Annotated in this window: 12 protein-coding genes; 7 read left to right on the forward strand and 5 right to left on the reverse strand. The window is 43.7% G+C overall.

The window, feature by feature from the left end:
* Window positions 1–160: 160 nt before the first annotated feature.
* Window positions 161–664 (reverse strand): FUSC family protein, encoded by a 504-nt coding sequence (locus tag FGL37_RS20155; protein ID WP_028069592.1) that lies wholly within the window; start codon window positions 662–664, stop codon window positions 161–163.
* A 202-nt stretch (window positions 665–866) separates the two neighbouring features.
* Here FGL37_RS20155 and FGL37_RS20160 point away from each other — a divergent pair, with 202 nt between their 5' ends.
* The 7 genes from FGL37_RS20160 to FGL37_RS20190 all read left to right on the forward strand — a co-directional run bounded on the left by FGL37_RS20160 (window position 867) and on the right by FGL37_RS20190 (window position 12309).
* Window positions 867–3791: an FAD-binding and (Fe-S)-binding domain-containing protein gene (locus FGL37_RS20160; RefSeq protein ID WP_051606752.1), complete on the forward strand. Its 2925-nt coding sequence runs from the start codon at window positions 867–869 to the stop codon at window positions 3789–3791.
* Between the two features lie 93 nt (window positions 3792–3884).
* Entirely contained in the window at window positions 3885–4535 is a 651-nt protein-coding gene (locus FGL37_RS20165; RefSeq protein WP_028069594.1) for a hypothetical protein, read from the forward strand.
* A 195-nt stretch (window positions 4536–4730) separates the two neighbouring features.
* Window positions 4731–5951 (forward strand): DUF763 domain-containing protein, encoded by a 1221-nt coding sequence (locus FGL37_RS20170; protein WP_037533009.1) that lies wholly within the window; start codon window positions 4731–4733, stop codon window positions 5949–5951.
* Window positions 5952–6035: 84 nt separating this feature from the next.
* Window positions 6036–6434: a hypothetical protein gene (locus tag FGL37_RS20175; protein ID WP_028069595.1), complete on the forward strand. Its 399-nt coding sequence runs from the start codon at window positions 6036–6038 to the stop codon at window positions 6432–6434.
* A gap of 175 nt (window positions 6435–6609) precedes the next feature.
* Window positions 6610–7692, forward strand: a complete 1083-nt coding sequence (locus FGL37_RS20180) for an efflux RND transporter periplasmic adaptor subunit (RefSeq protein WP_028069596.1) — start codon at window positions 6610–6612, stop codon at window positions 7690–7692.
* Between the two features lie 20 nt (window positions 7693–7712).
* Window positions 7713–10877, forward strand: coding sequence for an efflux RND transporter permease subunit (locus FGL37_RS20185; RefSeq protein ID WP_028069597.1), 3165 nt, complete (start codon window positions 7713–7715; stop codon window positions 10875–10877).
* On the forward strand, window positions 10870–12309 hold the full coding sequence (locus FGL37_RS20190) for a TolC family protein (RefSeq protein ID WP_028069598.1): 1440 nt from the start codon (window positions 10870–10872) through the stop codon (window positions 12307–12309). Before FGL37_RS20185 ends, FGL37_RS20190 begins: the two co-directional genes overlap by 8 nt.
* A gap of 146 nt (window positions 12310–12455) precedes the next feature.
* Here the strand turns inward: FGL37_RS20190 and FGL37_RS20195 are convergent, their stop codons facing one another.
* From FGL37_RS20195 to FGL37_RS20210, 4 genes are all read right to left on the reverse strand, one after another.
* Window positions 12456–12896: a carboxymuconolactone decarboxylase family protein gene (locus tag FGL37_RS20195; protein WP_028069599.1), complete on the reverse strand. Its 441-nt coding sequence runs from the start codon at window positions 12894–12896 to the stop codon at window positions 12456–12458.
* 94 nt (window positions 12897–12990) lie between these two features.
* On the reverse strand, window positions 12991–13356 hold the full coding sequence (locus tag FGL37_RS20200) for a VOC family protein (RefSeq protein ID WP_028069600.1): 366 nt from the start codon (window positions 13354–13356) through the stop codon (window positions 12991–12993).
* Window positions 13357–13471: 115 nt separating this feature from the next.
* Window positions 13472–14503, reverse strand: a complete 1032-nt coding sequence (gene glsA, locus FGL37_RS20205; protein WP_037533012.1) for a glutaminase A — start codon at window positions 14501–14503, stop codon at window positions 13472–13474.
* Between the two features lie 48 nt (window positions 14504–14551).
* Window positions 14552–15940: a glycoside hydrolase family protein gene (locus FGL37_RS20210; protein WP_051606754.1), complete on the reverse strand. Its 1389-nt coding sequence runs from the start codon at window positions 15938–15940 to the stop codon at window positions 14552–14554.
* Window positions 15941–16043 lie beyond the last annotated feature (103 nt).

Raw genomic sequence — 16043 nt, forward strand, 5'->3', positions numbered from 1 at the left:
AATATTGCACAATATTCAAAATATTATTATATATAATGAATATTATTCTGGCATCTTGGGGTTGATACAAAATTATGTTCGGTGAAGGTTGATTGATACCTGACGATAGGCTACTAGGCTGCTCATCAAAGAGTTTTGTTTGATTGATTCCTTGGTATAATCAACAATTATATCTATTTCTGAGCTGTATGATAATATTTCGCGTCGAAAGGATGACTGCCAGTCCGATGAGACAACCAACGCATACACAGCCGAATCTATCTAAAGCAGCAAAATATGATCGGCTTTCCTGCTCGTGCAGATAGACTATAATCAGTGCAACCATGGATGTGCGAGCTACCGCCATGATATTAAGTGTTTTACATATGATTAACGAAGCGATAATGCCGATGATCATGGCATATAGCTGCGAAATAGGAACAAAATATAAGGTAAGGCCGATAGCTGATCCAATAAAATTAGATTTAGCCCGATCGATCGCAATTTTCTGGGATTCGTTCTCCTGAGGAGAGATCACCAAGATGATGGAGATAAGGGTCCATGAAACGGAATATTCTGGAAATGACACAAAAAGAATGTAGCCCAGTAAGAAACCGATGAGCACCCGTATAGTATAGATGATGAAGTCTGAATGTAATGTGTACCGCAGAATGAGATTACGCATATTAAAAGAAATCAAATTAATAATTACTGCCCCGCAAAAATACATCCAATCATTGGACTCATAAAGACTAAAATGAGTTTAAGCCTGTGTTTTTGCACTTTTGTGCGTTTTCTTTATTTTATACTGCATGTTTCTTGCAAATAATGCTTCTCATGAATGATAAATTTAACTAAATTTGTTTTCTACTTTAAATGCAAATTCAGTGAAAGATAACAATCAATTAGCCTTATTGGCAACTCAACTGAAAGGCGAGTTGTATTATCGTGATACCGCTTCAGACCAGACGATGTTGCTAGCATATTCGACGGACGCTTCTGTTTATCAAGAAAAGCCATTGGCGGTGGCCATTCCTTCTGATATCAATGATCTCAAGTATCTAATTGATTTTGCACGGAAATACCAGACGACTTTGATTCCGCGTACAGCTGGTACTTCCCTGGCCGGACAAGTTGTGGGAAACGGTATCGTCGTCGATATCTCTCGCCACTTCAATCGCATTTTGGAGCTGAATGTAGAAGAAAAGTGGGTACGTGTACAACCTGGTGTCATACGCGATGACCTGAATAATTACCTCAGGCCATTCGGACTGATGTTCGGACCCGAGACTTCGACAGCCAGCCGGGCCATGGTAGGTGGAATGATAGGTAATAATTCGTCGGGTCTGCATTCGATCGTATGGGGTGACACTCGGCACAATCTGATTTCGGCCCATGTGATTCTGGATGATAAATCTGAGGCCGTTTTTGAACAATTGAACGAAGCTACTTTTTTTAAAAAGCTATTACAGTCTGGTCGTGAAGGCGATATCTATCGACAGTTGAATGAGCTCTTGACAAATGAGCAAAACCGGGCTGATATTAATTCTGGTTATCCCAAACGGTCTATTACACGTCGTAATACGGGATACGCTCTCGACATCCTCAGCGACCAGTCCCGGCCGTTTAATTTGTGCAATCTCCTTGCCGGCTCCGAGGGTACGCTTGCTATTGTAACGGAGGCCAAACTGAGGTTAATGCCGTTGCCGCCTCAGGAGCTCGGTCTGCTATGTGTGCATTTTGCGGATATGGTTGAGTGTATGCAAGGTAATATTGTAGCTTTAAACCATCGGCCGGAGGCCTCCGAACTGGTTGACAAATATATCTTGGATTTTACGGTAGGGCACCCAACCTATAAATATAACCGTTTTTTTATTGAGGGTGACCCACAGGCGCTATTGATTGTCGAATTCCGTGGACGCGACGCTAACGAGGCTGCGGCGAAGGCAATGGCCTTGAAGGCGGAACTTATAGCAAAAGGCTTAGGCTATGCTTATCCTTATATTACAGGAGCTGAAGAGACAAATATGGTCTGGGATGTTCGAAAAGCAGGACTTGGACTTATCCGTAACCTTCCCGGGGATAGCCAGCCGGTCAATTTGATCGAAGACTGCGCGGTGTCGCCTGAAGATTTACCTGCTTATGTCAGCGATATCCAGCAACTACTAAAAGAGGAGGGAGTACATGCCTCTTATTATGCTCATGCTGGCGCTGGCGAGCTCCATATTGAACCTTTTGTAAACCTGAAGACAGAAGCTGGTAAACGTACTTTCCGTTCTATACTTGAAAAGACCAGCAGTCTTGTGTTAAAATATAATGGATCACTTAGTGGCGAGCATGGTGATGGACGTCTGCGTGGAGAATTTATTGGGAAAGTGCTTGGAGAGAAGGTGTATAAACTTCTGGAAAAAGTAAAATTTATCTTCGATCCCAATGGAATATTTAACGCCGATAAGATCGTGAATACCCCCCCAATGGATGCTAATTTGCGGTATGATAACAATCACAACCGAGCAGAGATCAAGACTTATTTTGATTTCTCCAAAGAGGAGTCGATCCTGCGCCTGGCAGAAAAGTGTTCAGGCTCGGGAGATTGCCGGAAAAGTGAAATTACTGGTGGTACTATGTGTCCCTCTTTTATGGCTACACGGGATGAGAAGGATACAACAAGGGCCAGAGCCAATATCCTGCGACAATTTCTGACTAATTCAACCCAAAGGAACCGTTTTGATCATGAAGAAATCAAGGAGGTGATGGATCTTTGCTTAAGCTGCAAAGGTTGTAAAACGGAATGTCCATCGAGTGTGGACGTAGCCAAAATGAAGGCAGAATTCTTACAGCATTATTACGATGTGCATGGGGCCAGTATCCGGGCAAGACTGATCGCTAACTTCACGGATTCCCAAAGATTGGGGTCACTTGTCGCTCCCCTATACAATTTCGTTATAAACAACAGGTTTTTGTCCGGCTTGGTAAAGAGGGCAGTAGGTTTTGCCCCTAAACGTTCGCTGCCTATGGTCAATGGTACCGCATTAAGCCACTGGGTAAAAAAGCAGCGCTCAGGCTCCATGGGTGGTAAGCGAAAAGTATATCTTTTTTCTGACGAGTTTACCGAATATAATGACGCTGAAATTGGCATTACTGCTTATAAATTACTTACTGCCTTAGGCTATGAAGTCGTGATTCCAAACCATGTCCAGAGCGGCCGTACTTTTTTATCTAAAGGTTTTGTAAAGGAGGCAAAGAAGATTGCACATAAAAATGTCATGTTTTTAAAAGATCTAATCACGGATGAAACGCCACTGCTGGGCATTGAACCCTCGGGTATTATCACATTTAGGGATGAATACTTAAGCTTAGTGGACAAGGATATGCAACAAGATGCGCAGCGGCTTGCGAAAAACGCCTTAATGATCGATGAATTTCTGCTCGCCGAAATAAAAGCTGGCCGGATTCATCAAGAGCAGTTTACGGTAGCCAGCCGCAAGATTAAATTGCATGGACATTGTTACCAGAAAGCTTTCCATTTGGTCGCAGTGACTGAACAGGTGCTTTCTTTTCCGTCGAATTACAGTGTGGAGGTCATTCCATCTGGATGTTGCGGTATGGCCGGATCGTTCGGTTACGAAGCCGAACATTACGATGTTTCCATGAAAGTGGCAGAATTGGTACTGCTGCCCGCAGTGCGAAATACAGATGAGCAAACTTTGATTGCCGCAGCTGGGACTTCATGCAGGCACCAGATTAAAGATGGTACAGGCAGAAAGTCTTTGCATCCCGTAGAAATTTTGTACGATGCTTTATTGAAATAAGATAAAAACATTGGTCATAGTTGTTTGTTATCAGTAATAATGGTAATATTATAAAACAATATCTCAATAATTACTGATAATAAACAATTCACCATGTACAAGATCCAATCCATAGCCTTACTTGCGACAGCTAGCATGATGATAGCTGCTTGCGGAAACTCCAGCCAGAATAAAACTGACGGTAGAGACACTGCGACAGAGAGTACGATTGAACGGGTAAGAATAGAAAAATTTACGAATGGCAAACCCGGACCGGATAAGAAGAATTTTTTCCTGCGAATCACCGATGAGGTCAAAACGGATTCAAGCCGCATCTATACAACCAAATCCTTGTATAATCAGGATACGGTAGGTATTAAAGTGGAAATAATTGATTTTATTCCTGCTGGTATTATCGATGGCCAGCCTAGTGACGATGTAGGCTTTACCAAAGGTAAAATCAAGATCAAATCCCTTGGCACACAATCCAACAATTTGGTTAAAGCTTTAGGAGATCTATTCGAGATGCCCACCGAGGAAGCATTTACAAAAGATGTCGTTCATCCCAACGTTTTTTCGTCCAATAAAGTGAATGTGGACCTATCAAAGAAAACAGCGTACAGCTTTAAGCTGTTTCTTGACAATAAAAAGGCAGCGCCAGCAGAACTTTTCTTTAATGTAGATACCTATAAGCATTCCATTGAGTTTTCCGAAAAAGATCCTTCCTTCCGTGCCGGACTGCTATCAGCATTGACGGGGAAATAACAGTTGTACCAAACGGACTACTTAAAGAGCAGAAAGCAATCTCGATGCAAATTGTAAAGAAATGAAAAAGGTTGGGTGATGCCCAGCCTTTTTTTGACAGATCTCAACGTTGATGAACGTCTTAATGCTATAGGAAATTTGCATACTCATCCAAAATACCCTACATTTGTACTAATAATTTTAGTTTTTTTTTAAATGAAGCGTTCCGGTACAGCAGATTTGCCTTTACATTATGGGAAAGTACCTCCTTGGCTTTACGAGCGCATGAGCGCTTTAGGTCGTTCAATTATTGAGGTTATTCTTTCGGATTATGGTAAGGAGGAAGTTTTGAGGCGGCTGGCAGATCCATTTTGGTTCCAGAGTTTTGGAGCAGTTTTAGGGATGGACTGGCACTCATCGGGGATTACGACATCGGTGATGGGGGCACTAAAACGCGCCATCAATCCGGACTCACAGACCTTTGGTCTATATATATGTGGAGGCAAGGGCAAGGCATCGAGGGAAACGCCACAAGAACTGGTTGATCTGGCTCACAGAAAGGGGCTGGATGGCACAGCGCTGACTAGGGCGAGCAGACTGGTTGCTAAAGTGGACAGTACAGCGATCCAAGACGGGTATCAATTGTATTTGCACAACTTTATTGTGGCCGACAATGGCTGTTGGGCTGTGGTCCAGCAGGGCATGCACGAGCGTGATGGGACAGCGAGGAGGTATCATTGGCATTCAGAGAAGATAAAATCCTTTATTGAGGAACCGCATGCGGGTATCAACGGACGTTCACAGGGCATTATTTTGAATCTGACCGATTCTGCAGCAGCTCCAAACAGGAAGGGCATTATGCGGCTTGTTAGTGACGAATCGGCGTTGAGGCCTACTGATCTCCCTAAATTGATTATGCCTAAGCACCACGACGTGCGTGCATCAGATGTGAATTTAAAACGATTGGGAGCAATGCTTTACATTGCGCGTGAAAACCAGCTGCAGCAATTTGAAGATCTATTGTTGTTGAAAGGCATGGGACCGCGTGCCTTGCAGTCGCTCGCGTTAGTGAGTGAAGTCATTCACGGCGCTCCCGCTCGGTTTATGGATCCCGCGCGTTTCTCTTTTGCACATGGCGGAAAAGATGGGCATCCTTTTCCTGTTCCTCTTGATATATACGACAAAAGTATTCAGATGCTTCAGCGGGGAATCGAGAAATCAAAATTAGGAAATCAAGAGAAGCTCAGATCAATCAATAAGCTTCATCAGATCGTACTGCAAACTGAACCTGATTTTACGCCACAGTTTGACATCCAGCAGGTAATAGAAGAAGAGCGGCGGAATTCGTGGCAATATCGGGGACGTACAGTTTACGGATCTGTTAACCCGCCAGCTGGAAATGTGGCCGCAAGCGGGACACAGTTGTCTCTTTTTTAGTCAATATCGCTTTATTGTAATCATTTTGTTAAATTGTGTTAAACCTATTCGAAATTATTTATACGCTAGTATATTTGCCTCGAAATGAAAGCGGTCATTGCGATTATATGTTTTATAGGCTTCTTGTTGATCAGGAGTGGCAACAGTCATGTCGTACGCAACGATTCTGATCGTCCAGCGATCAGTTTTATGTACCAGCACGGCGATGATCAGCACAAGGACAAAATCGCTTCGGCTGTCTACCTTGATTCCCGCACAGAGGGAAACTTACCCACGGAGAATCCCCTTATCGAAGATTTTGACAGTGAGAACTTTCAATTGACAAGAAACCTGCAGATGGCCAGTGATTTTGTGACGTTGGTATTTTTTGCTGTAGTGCTTTTCATTTTTGTATTTCGGTATGCAAAGAAAATCCCTTTTTGCAATTTCTCTGCATACCTGCATCCACACCTCTATCTCCTGCAACGTAACTGGAGAATTTGATAGCTAACCCCTGAAATGTCTCGATTTTAGTCTTTCTGAACCGTTGGCGGTTTAGGATGATGCTATTCCATTTTTATTAGTAGCTCCCTAGCGCCTTTGGTAGCTCAAATTGAAGGCATTTCAACCACTCACATAAACAAACAATTCAACTTATTTTTAATTAGTCGTTTTTACAATGAAAAGAGTATTTATGCTCATGAGTTTGGCTGCTTTGCTATGCCAAATTGGGTGCACTTCCAAGAAGGAAGAAAAAGAAGAAAAGGAAAAATTTAATGTGACATCGGCAGTTGAAATGGATACCATCATCCGGAAAGACTTTGTGTCTCAGATCCGGTCGTTCCGGAATATTGAACTGCGTGCACAGGAAAAAGGTTATCTGGAGCAGATTTTCGTGGATGAAGGCCAATTTGTACGTAAAGGCCAACTTTTATTTCGCATCATGCCTAAGATGTACGAGGCGGAATATAGAAAATCGCTGGCAGAGGTCAATGTAGCAGATATCGAGGTTCAGAACACAAAGACTCTTGCCGACAAAAATGTCGTTTCCCCAAATGAACTGGCAATGGCCAAAGCCAAGCTTGAGCAAGCGAAAGCTGCTGCTGCCATTGCCAAGCTACATCTTTCTTTTACAGAAATACGGGCTCCATTTGATGGCACGATCGACCGGATACCATTGAAACTGGGCAGTCTGGTTGACGAAGGCGAGCTGCTGACAAGTCTGTCTGACAACAGTCAAATGCTTGTGTATTTTAATGTGTCAGAACCCGAATATCTTAGTTACCAAACAAATGTCAGTAAACGTGGCGACACTCATGTATCGTTACAACTTGCCAACAATGAGCTGTTTACCGAACAGGGTTTGGTCGAGACTATTGAAAGTGAATTTGACAGCGAAACGGGTAACATTGCATTTCGAGCACGGTTTCCGAATCCCAACCGGCTTCTCAGACATGGCGAAAGCGGTAAAGTCGTAATGAGCTTTCCGTTAAAACAGGCGTTGATCATTCCGCAGAAAGCAACCTATGAATTGCAGGACCGCAAGTATGTCTACATAGTGGACAAAGACGGGAAACTTAAAGCACGACATATAACCATCGGCAATTCACTGCCCGACCTTTATATAGTAACGGGCGGACTTGAGAAGGAAGATAGATTTCTACTTGATGGTATCCAGAAAGCAAAAGAGGATGAGAAGATCTCCTATAATTTTGTGCAGCCTAGAAATGCTATCTCTGATTTGAAGTTAAAAACTGAATAACCCTTTTACTTGTAATTACTATGTTTAGTCGTTTTATAAATCGGCCGGTTCTGTCCATTGTCATTTCGATGATTATCGTGTTTCTCGGCATTTTGTCAATGGTACAACTGCCGGTGACACAGTTTCCTTCTATATCACCGCCCAAAGTAAACATCACAGCCGAATATCCCGGGGCTAATGGCGAACTTATGATCAAGTCCGTCATCATACCACTTGAAAGAGCTATCAATGGAGTACCGGGGATGAAGTATATGGCTTCGGATGCCGGCAATGATGGGGAGGCCAGCATACAGGTTGTCTTTAACCTGGGGACTGATCCTAATCAGGCTTCTCTGAATGTACAGAACCGCGTGGCTTCCGTTGTGAATAAGCTGCCACCCATTGTCGTGCGTGAAGGGGTAAAGATAACCCGCGAGGAATCCAATATGCTGATGTACATCAACCTGTTCAGTAAGGATAAGGAGCTTGATGGCAATTTTATGTACAATTATGCCGATATGAACATTGTATCAGAGCTGCGCCGTGTAGATGGAGTAGGGGTTGCCAATATCTTAGGTACACGGGAGCTGGCCATGCGCGTTTGGTTGAAGCCCGACCGAATGACTGCCTACAAGATTTCGGCAGAGGAAGTCATGAAGGCCTTATCGGAGCAAAGTCTGGAAGCCTCGCCCGGCAAAGCCGGTGAGTCGTCGGGTATAACATCCCAGTCATTTGAATATGTACTGAAATATCCGGGGCGTTTTACTACTCCGGAAGGCTACGGAAATATCGTGCTCCGGACGAATAGTAACGGGGAGATGCTCCGTCTTAAGGACGTGGCTGATATTAAATTTGGTTCAGCGATGTATGATATTTACTCAACGTTGAATGGCAAGCCTTCTGCAGCCATTGTACTCAAGCAGTCCTATGGTAGCAATGCATCGCAGGTGATTCAGGACGTAAAAGATAAAATGAAAGAGCTTAAAGCCTCCTTTCCGAAAGGGCTGGATTATGAGATCAGCTACGATGTGTCTAAATTTTTGGATGCATCTATGGAGAAAGTGATCCATACGCTGATCGAAGCATTCGTCCTTGTTGCCATTGTCGTCTTTTTATTCCTGGGGGACTGGCGCTCAACACTTATTCCAACGATTGCCGTCCCGGTGTCACTCGTGGGTTCGTTTTTGTTCATGCAGTTCTTTGGTATCACGATCAACTTAATCACTTTGTTTGCACTTGTTTTGGCCATAGGCGTCGTGGTAGATGATGCCATTGTGGTTATCGAAGCCGTGCACGCGAAGATGGAAGAGCTCCATATTTCGGCTTACAAGGCCACAAAAAAGGCCATGCATGAGATCAGCGGTGCAATTATCGCGATCACTTTTCTGATGGCAGCAGTATTTATTCCGGTGGCTTTCATGTCTGGCCCTGTGGGGATATTCTATCGACAGTTTTCCATTACGATGGCTACCTCCATTATACTTTCAGGAGTGGTAGCCCTGACGTTAACTCCTGCGCTCTGCGCCATAATGTTACAGAACAATCACGGAAAAGCACGCAAACAATCGGCCGTGGACCGTTTTTTGGAAGCCTTCAACAGACTTTTCGATAAAATGTCCAACAAATACGTGTATTTGCTTAAAGGTATTGTTGACAAAAGATTATTTACTTTCGTAGTATTGATCAGTTTTTGTATCGGTGCCTATTTTTTGAACAATTCGGTACCCGCGGGCTTTATCCCAAATGAAGATCAGGGGATGATCTATGCTATTATCCAGACGCCTCCGGGATCTACACTTGAGCGAACTAATCTCGCCGCACAGACTTTACAAAAAGAGGCAGAAGACATCGATGGTGTCCAATCCGTATCCTCATTGGCAGGATATGAGATATTGACAGAAGGAACAGGTGCAAATACCGGCACTTGTCTGATTAATTTAAAGAGCTGGGAAGAGCGCAAAGAATCCTCGCAGGAGATTATTGAACAACTTGAGCAAGCTGCGAAAAATATCCCCGGTGCTTCTATTGAGTTTTTTCAGCCACCAGCGGTACCGGGCTATGGAGCGGCTGGTGGATTTGAGCTGCGTCTGCTTGATAAAGCAGGCTCGGGTGATTATAAAAGAATGGAGACCGTAAGTAAAGAGTTTGTCCAGGAACTGAATAAACGTCCCGAACTTTCCTCCGTATTTACCTTTTACAGTGCAAGTTTCCCACAGTACATGCTACATATTGACAACGATATGGCGCAATTGAAAGGTGTTACCATCGAAAATGCGTTGAATACCCTTTCTACCCTCGTCGGCAGCAACTACGAGACTAATTTTATTAAGTATGACCGACAATATAAGGTTATGGTGCAGGCACTGCCACAGTACCGGGCATTGCCCGAAGATATCCTGAAACTCTACGTGAAAAATGAGAAAGATGAGATGGTTCCGTTTTCGGCTTTCATGCACATGGAAAAAGTATACGGCCTTTCAGAAATCACCCGCCATAACATGTATCTGGCATCAGAAATATCAGGATCTGCGGCGGCAGGCTATAGCAGTGGAGAAGCGATTCAGGTCGTCAATGAAGTCGCAGCCAAGACCCTGCCCAACGGGTATGGTATAGACTGGGCTGGTATTTCCAAAGATCAGGTAGGCCGAGGTAATCAAGCGATTTATATCTTTTTGATTTGTCTTGGCTTCGTTTATCTGATCCTTTCGGCTCAGTACGAAAGCTTTATTATGCCATTTGCTGTATTACTTTCGCTACCCATTGGAATTTTCGGAGCGTTTTTTCTCCTCAAATTACTAGGTCTCGAAAACAATATCTACGCACAGGTCGCATTGGTTATGCTTATTGGCTTGCTTGGGAAGAATGCAGTGTTAATTGTCGAATTTGCCGTACAGCGGCACAGCCAAGGATTGAGCATTATTGAAGCTGCGCTGGAAGGAGCTAAAGTAAGGTTTAGGCCAATTTTAATGACTTCGTTTGCATTTATCGCCGGCTTAATACCTTTGGTACTGGCTTCCGGTCCCGGAGCAGTGGGCAACCGAACAATCGGCACTGCCGCGGCGGGCGGGATGTTATTCGGCACGGTGTTCGGCATACTTGTCATACCGGGCCTCTATTTTATTTTTGGAACTCTGGCGTCCAGACGTAAACTTATTAAACACGAGGATGAAAATCCGTTAACAGAAGAAATAGATCACAATGTTTAGTCAACGAAATATACAATGGGGATTAGGGATATGGCTATGTGCATCAGCCGCTGCCTGCAGTGTGCCTAAGGCGACCCAGATCCATGAAAACAATACGATGCCCCAGCAGTTCGGCGGGACGGTAGCTACTGATACGGTCAACTCGGCATCAGTAAAATGGCGTGAATTTTTTACTGATCCCAATCTTGTGGCCCTCATAGATACCGCCCTCAAAAATAATCAAGAACTGCAAGTGACTCTGCAGGAGCTGGCAATAGCCAAAAATGATATTCTATTGCGTAAAGGGGCCCTGAAGCCCACAGTTGGATTGCGTGCTGGTGGCGGGGTTGAAAAGGTGGGCCGTTATACCAGTCAGGGTGCCGGCGACGCCAGCACCGAAATCGCGCCCGGGAAAGAAATGCCCGATCCACTCGGCGATTTGACTATAGGTGCCTATGCGAGCTGGGAAATAGATGTCTGGAAAAAGCTGAAAGACTCTGAGCAGGCTGCATTAAATCGTTACCTTGCTACAGTGGAGGGTAAAAATTTTGTATTGAGCAGCTTGATCGCTGAAGTAGCCCGTTCATACTATGAACTGTTGGCACTAGATAATCAACTGGCGATAATAAGGGAGAATATCGCCGTACAAGATAATGCGCTAGGAGTCATTAAATTACAGAAACAGGCAGCTCGGGTAACTGAGCTGGCTGTTCAGAAGTTTGAAGCGGAGGTGTTGAAAACTAAGGGAATGGAATATGAAACACGCCAGCAGATCAAGGAAACAGAAAACCGCATTAACTTTCTACTGGGCCGTTTCCCGCAGGAGATAAAACGTGACAAAGAGACCTTTGCCAATTTGATTCCCAACAAAGTCCAGACAGGATTACCAAGTCAGCTACTGAGCAACCGACCCGACATCCGGGAGGCTGAATATGAGCTGGCAGCTGCGAAGCTCGATGTGCAGATTGCACGGAAGGAGTTTTATCCCTCGCTGGAAATCTCAGCGGCTCTGGGGCTTCAGGCTTTTAAACCATCTTACCTGCTGAAAATGCCAGAATCGATATTGTATAATATTATTGGGGAAATGGCGGCCCCATTGCTGAATAAGAACGGGTTGAAAGCAGAGTTCAACACAGCCAACGCCAAGCAGATACAGGCCGTATACAACTACCAAAAGGTTATTCTGAATGCCTATCTGGAAGTATCGACCCAACTGTCCAACGTAGAAAATCTCGGTAGAAGCTACGATTTCAAAACCAAAGAAGTTGATGTGCTCAATAACTCTGTGGGCGTGTCAAATGATCTCTTCAAATCTGCACGAGCAGATTATATGGAGGTATTGATGACACAACGCGATGTGCTGGACGCTAAATTGGAACTAATTGAGACAAAGAAGCAGCAGCTCAATGCTGTTGTGAATATCTATAAAGATTTGGGAGGAGGCTGGAAATAAGTTGTTTGTTTGAATGGACCCCGCTAGGCGGGGTTCTTCCATGATCTGTTTGGTGGAAAAGCGCATTCTGCTAGGGAAGAAGGCCAGCTGATGAAACAAAAATGCCCCAGCAGGGGGGGCATTGAGGTGATTGTAGCACAAGATCTCTACTTCAGTAATTCAAGATGCGTGCTAATACCGATCCTGTTCCAGGCATTGATTGTGATGATGGCCAGGATAATCTCTGCAATTTGCTTTTCATCAAAAAACTCTTTCGCTTTTTCAAAGGTTTTGTCTGTAAGACCTTGTTGGTGAATCAAAGTGATCTCTTCCGTCATTTTCAATAATACCCGCTCTTCGTCAGAGAATAATTCCGTCTCCCACCAAGCACTCAGTAGGAATATGCGCTGAGCAGTTTCGCCGAGTTTTAAGGCATCTTTGCTGTGCATGTCCAGGCAGAAGGCACAGCCATTAATCTGAGAAGCCCTGATTTTGATCAGTTCTTTCTGTATGGGCGTCAAGGAAATTGTTTCGAGGTAAGTTTCGAGTCCCATCATTGCCTTGTAGGCTGCAGTATTTACCTTCGCAATATTTAGTCGTGTTGCCATAGTAATATATTTTGATAAAGCAAAATTGGCACAAATCCAGAGTAATAAAGTTAAACTGGTTTAAGAAAGTAAGGTATTTTACAATGTGGCTATATCATTCGGAGATAATTAAGTAATAATTGTCAGGGTCACGTAGAATAAACTGGTGTTTTAGCGAATTCTCATTATAGTGGATTTCTTTTTCGAAGGTAGCATCCAGGGCAATAGCCTGGTCAAATATTTCCTGTAGCTTATCGGTCCGAAAAAACAGAATCAGTCCATTCCCGGCGTGTTCTGGACGCCGCATTGTTGGATGATCATGCTCTCCCCATTTATGAAGGCAGAGTAACACCCGTTCTTCATCAGTGAGTATATCAAAAGTATCACCGCCATGTGCGCTGGTGCAACCGAGCAGCTTTTGATAAAAGGCGGAACTTCTGGAGACACTTTCAACTGCGATAATGGTTTCCGTTCTGATCATGGCGTATTTGATTTGGTTTAATCAGGAATTTTTGGGACTAAATAGGAAGCTCAACTCCTTTCCGGATAAACACGCTTGCCCTTGATTCCGTTTCGTTTATTTAAGATAATGAGTTTTATTGGAATATGCTCAGGTGCCTCGACCTTACCAAATCAAGGATCATATGGTACCCTGCGAGCGAGTTGCCGTGCTGATCCAAAGCAGGGCTGTAAGCACCAATTCCCATTTTCCCCGGAACGCTTACGGCAATGCCGCCGCCGACGCCGGATTTGCTAGGCAAGCCTACCGTGCGGGCATATTCGCCACTGAATTCGTACATGCCGGAAATTAGCATTTGTGAAAGGATCAGCTGTGCAAGATCGGCGTCCTCATAGGAGTTATTTCCGTCATAACGAATACATCGGTTAGCAAAGAAAAAGCCTATTTTAGCAAGGTCTTCCACAGTGATCTCGATAGAACACTGTCTGAAATAATTGTTTAGTTGAGTCTCATCTTCACACTCAATTAGACCGCTATTGCGCATCAGGTAGAACATTCCTCTATTCCGATTGCCAGTTATTCTTTCCGAATGGTACACGGCGGGGTTATAATTTATTGCTTCATTTTTGGTGATAAATCGGATCATCTTAAGAATTTTATGGAAGGGTTCATCAGCTTTACCCTTGATCAGCGAAGTCGTCAGAATAGCACCTGCGTTCATCATGGGATTAAGTGGTTTCCCAGTCGTTTCGAGATTCGCAAAATGGTTAAAAGGCTTGTCTGTGCCATAGTAGCCCATTTTGTTGAATACAGTTTTTTCGCCATTTTCCTTAACTGCAATCATCAGCGCAATTATTTTTGATATGCTCTGGATGGTAAATTTCTGATCCACATCTCCTGTGCTAATGATTGTCCCATCGCAATTCACGACCGACAATGCAATATCTCGCGCATTTGCTTTGCCTAGCTCGGGAATATAGTCAGCTACTTTCCCTTGATTAAACAAGGTCCGGTTATTCGATAAGATCTGATGGAGAGAAGCTTGATCAATTGGCAACGTATTCTTTAACGTTTTGGGGCGTGTGCATTGCTGCGCATAGGAAATATGGACCGCTGACGGAAACACAAATATCAGCAGGCAAACAGTAATATGTAGGGTTTTTGTCATTGCTTCATTTTTAATAAACGTCGAATATAGCAGAGTAAAGCAATTAATTTAGCTATTTACCGGAGCCGGATCAACGTTCCAGCCCGACAGGATCCCACCATAGAAAAAGAATGTTACGAAGAATTTCTTTTTACTAACCCTATCCTGAACAACATATTTGGTGGTAACATCATATTCATCAACTTTTCTATAGGCCGATAATACAATGGGCTTGGCCGCGGGATTTTCAACCTCAACCAGCTGTTGTATCTTCGCAGTAATTAACTGCATCACGCCATTTTTCTTGAACGGATTGTTTTCGACCTGTTTTTTTGTAATGTTCAATGTAACATTATACCTATCTCTCTTGGCTTTCGCTGCTGCTGTATAAGCTTTAAAACGCTTTTTTATATCAGAATCTTGAAGACTATTTATTGTAAAAATGGAAATGCCTTGTGCACCATGTCTGAAGGCTTCGTCCATGTCGGTAAACATATCTGCATTGTTTTTAGCCATTAAACCGCAGTATAGGATCGTATTTGCTCCTTTATCGCGGACATTCTCAAGAGTGCAATCCTGTATAAAGCTGGGGTCCTCTGTATAAAAACTACTGTATACCATGGGGAATACGATATCGAGATTCCATTTGCCCCAATCCTGGCGGACCATCCTCGAAGCCATTTTTGGTGTAGGGAAAGGAGAAGCAGCCATGGTTTTGCCGTTGGCATGCACCACTTCGGCAATCATATTTGCCACTTCGGTAATCTGATCACAACGAAATTGTCGCCAGGTCAAATCTTTTGAAGGGTCTTTTTGTTCACGCGGGTCGTAACCATATTGCTTTTTAAATTTTTCGATAGATAGGGGGTGGTAACCATAATCCCAGGCAGGGTACTCCCTGTCCTGCACAATATCATACTTCGGCCATAGGGTCGTAGGTAGCACTACATCAACATAACGGTGGTAATCGATAGAAATTCCCGCCAGTCCATCGATTTCACAATAAGACTGTATTTTTCGCTTAAGGTATTCCCTTACTTCAGGTACTACCGGTGAGAGAAACTTATAATAGTCTACGTAAGCCGTAGTGTCCGCGAGGCTTTTGCCATTTCGGTTGACGCTGAACCATTCCGGATGTTCACGAAGAATTTTATCCCGATCATGTTCCAAATTCATCGTCCATAGCCAGGCAATAACCTGGATCCCATATTTCTGCGCAATGGGTATGGCAGTACGATATTCATCTGGACTTGCCGCATTCAACATGACGCCCTCTATCCCCAAATATTTCATGTCACGACATACGGAATCAAACTGTTTTGGCGACTGATAACCCAACCATGTCCAAAACATAGGATATTCCTTCTCATCGGTCGTTTTGGGTGCCGCGAAGCATAGGCCGAAGGCAAAAGTGAAGAGGATGCAGGTCCAGCATATTCTGATTAATTGTTGATTCATACAAATTATTAATGTTAAAATTTATCTTACTTCATTCATAAAGGATACATTCAAGTCGAGTTCTCAATCTAGGCCATGCGAGTAAAAGCTACACATAGCTAAA

The sequence above is a fragment of the Sphingobacterium thalpophilum genome, assembly GCF_901482695.1.
GTDB classification, from domain to species: Bacteria; Bacteroidota; Bacteroidia; order Sphingobacteriales; family Sphingobacteriaceae; genus Sphingobacterium; species Sphingobacterium thalpophilum.

Excerpts from the sequence above, each read along its gene's own strand:
- FGL37_RS20155 (WP_028069592.1), bottom strand. The coding sequence starts at position 664 with ATGCGTAATCTCATTCTGCGGTACACATTACATTCAGACTTCATCATC.
- FGL37_RS20165 (WP_028069594.1), top strand. The coding sequence starts at position 3,885 with ATGTACAAGATCCAATCCATAGCCTTACTTGCGACAGCTAGCATGATG.
- FGL37_RS20170 (WP_037533009.1), top strand. The coding sequence starts at position 4,731 with ATGAAGCGTTCCGGTACAGCAGATTTGCCTTTACATTATGGGAAAGTA.
- FGL37_RS20175 (WP_028069595.1), top strand. The coding sequence starts at position 6,036 with ATGAAAGCGGTCATTGCGATTATATGTTTTATAGGCTTCTTGTTGATC.
- FGL37_RS20180 (WP_028069596.1), top strand. The coding sequence starts at position 6,610 with ATGAAAAGAGTATTTATGCTCATGAGTTTGGCTGCTTTGCTATGCCAA.
- FGL37_RS20185 (WP_028069597.1), top strand. The coding sequence starts at position 7,713 with ATGTTTAGTCGTTTTATAAATCGGCCGGTTCTGTCCATTGTCATTTCG.
- FGL37_RS20190 (WP_028069598.1), top strand. The coding sequence starts at position 10,870 with ATGTTTAGTCAACGAAATATACAATGGGGATTAGGGATATGGCTATGT.
- FGL37_RS20195 (WP_028069599.1), bottom strand. The coding sequence starts at position 12,896 with ATGGCAACACGACTAAATATTGCGAAGGTAAATACTGCAGCCTACAAG.
- FGL37_RS20200 (WP_028069600.1), bottom strand. The coding sequence starts at position 13,356 with ATGATCAGAACGGAAACCATTATCGCAGTTGAAAGTGTCTCCAGAAGT.
- glsA (WP_037533012.1), bottom strand. The coding sequence starts at position 14,503 with ATGACAAAAACCCTACATATTACTGTTTGCCTGCTGATATTTGTGTTT.
- FGL37_RS20210 (WP_051606754.1), bottom strand. The coding sequence starts at position 15,940 with ATGAATCAACAATTAATCAGAATATGCTGGACCTGCATCCTCTTCACT.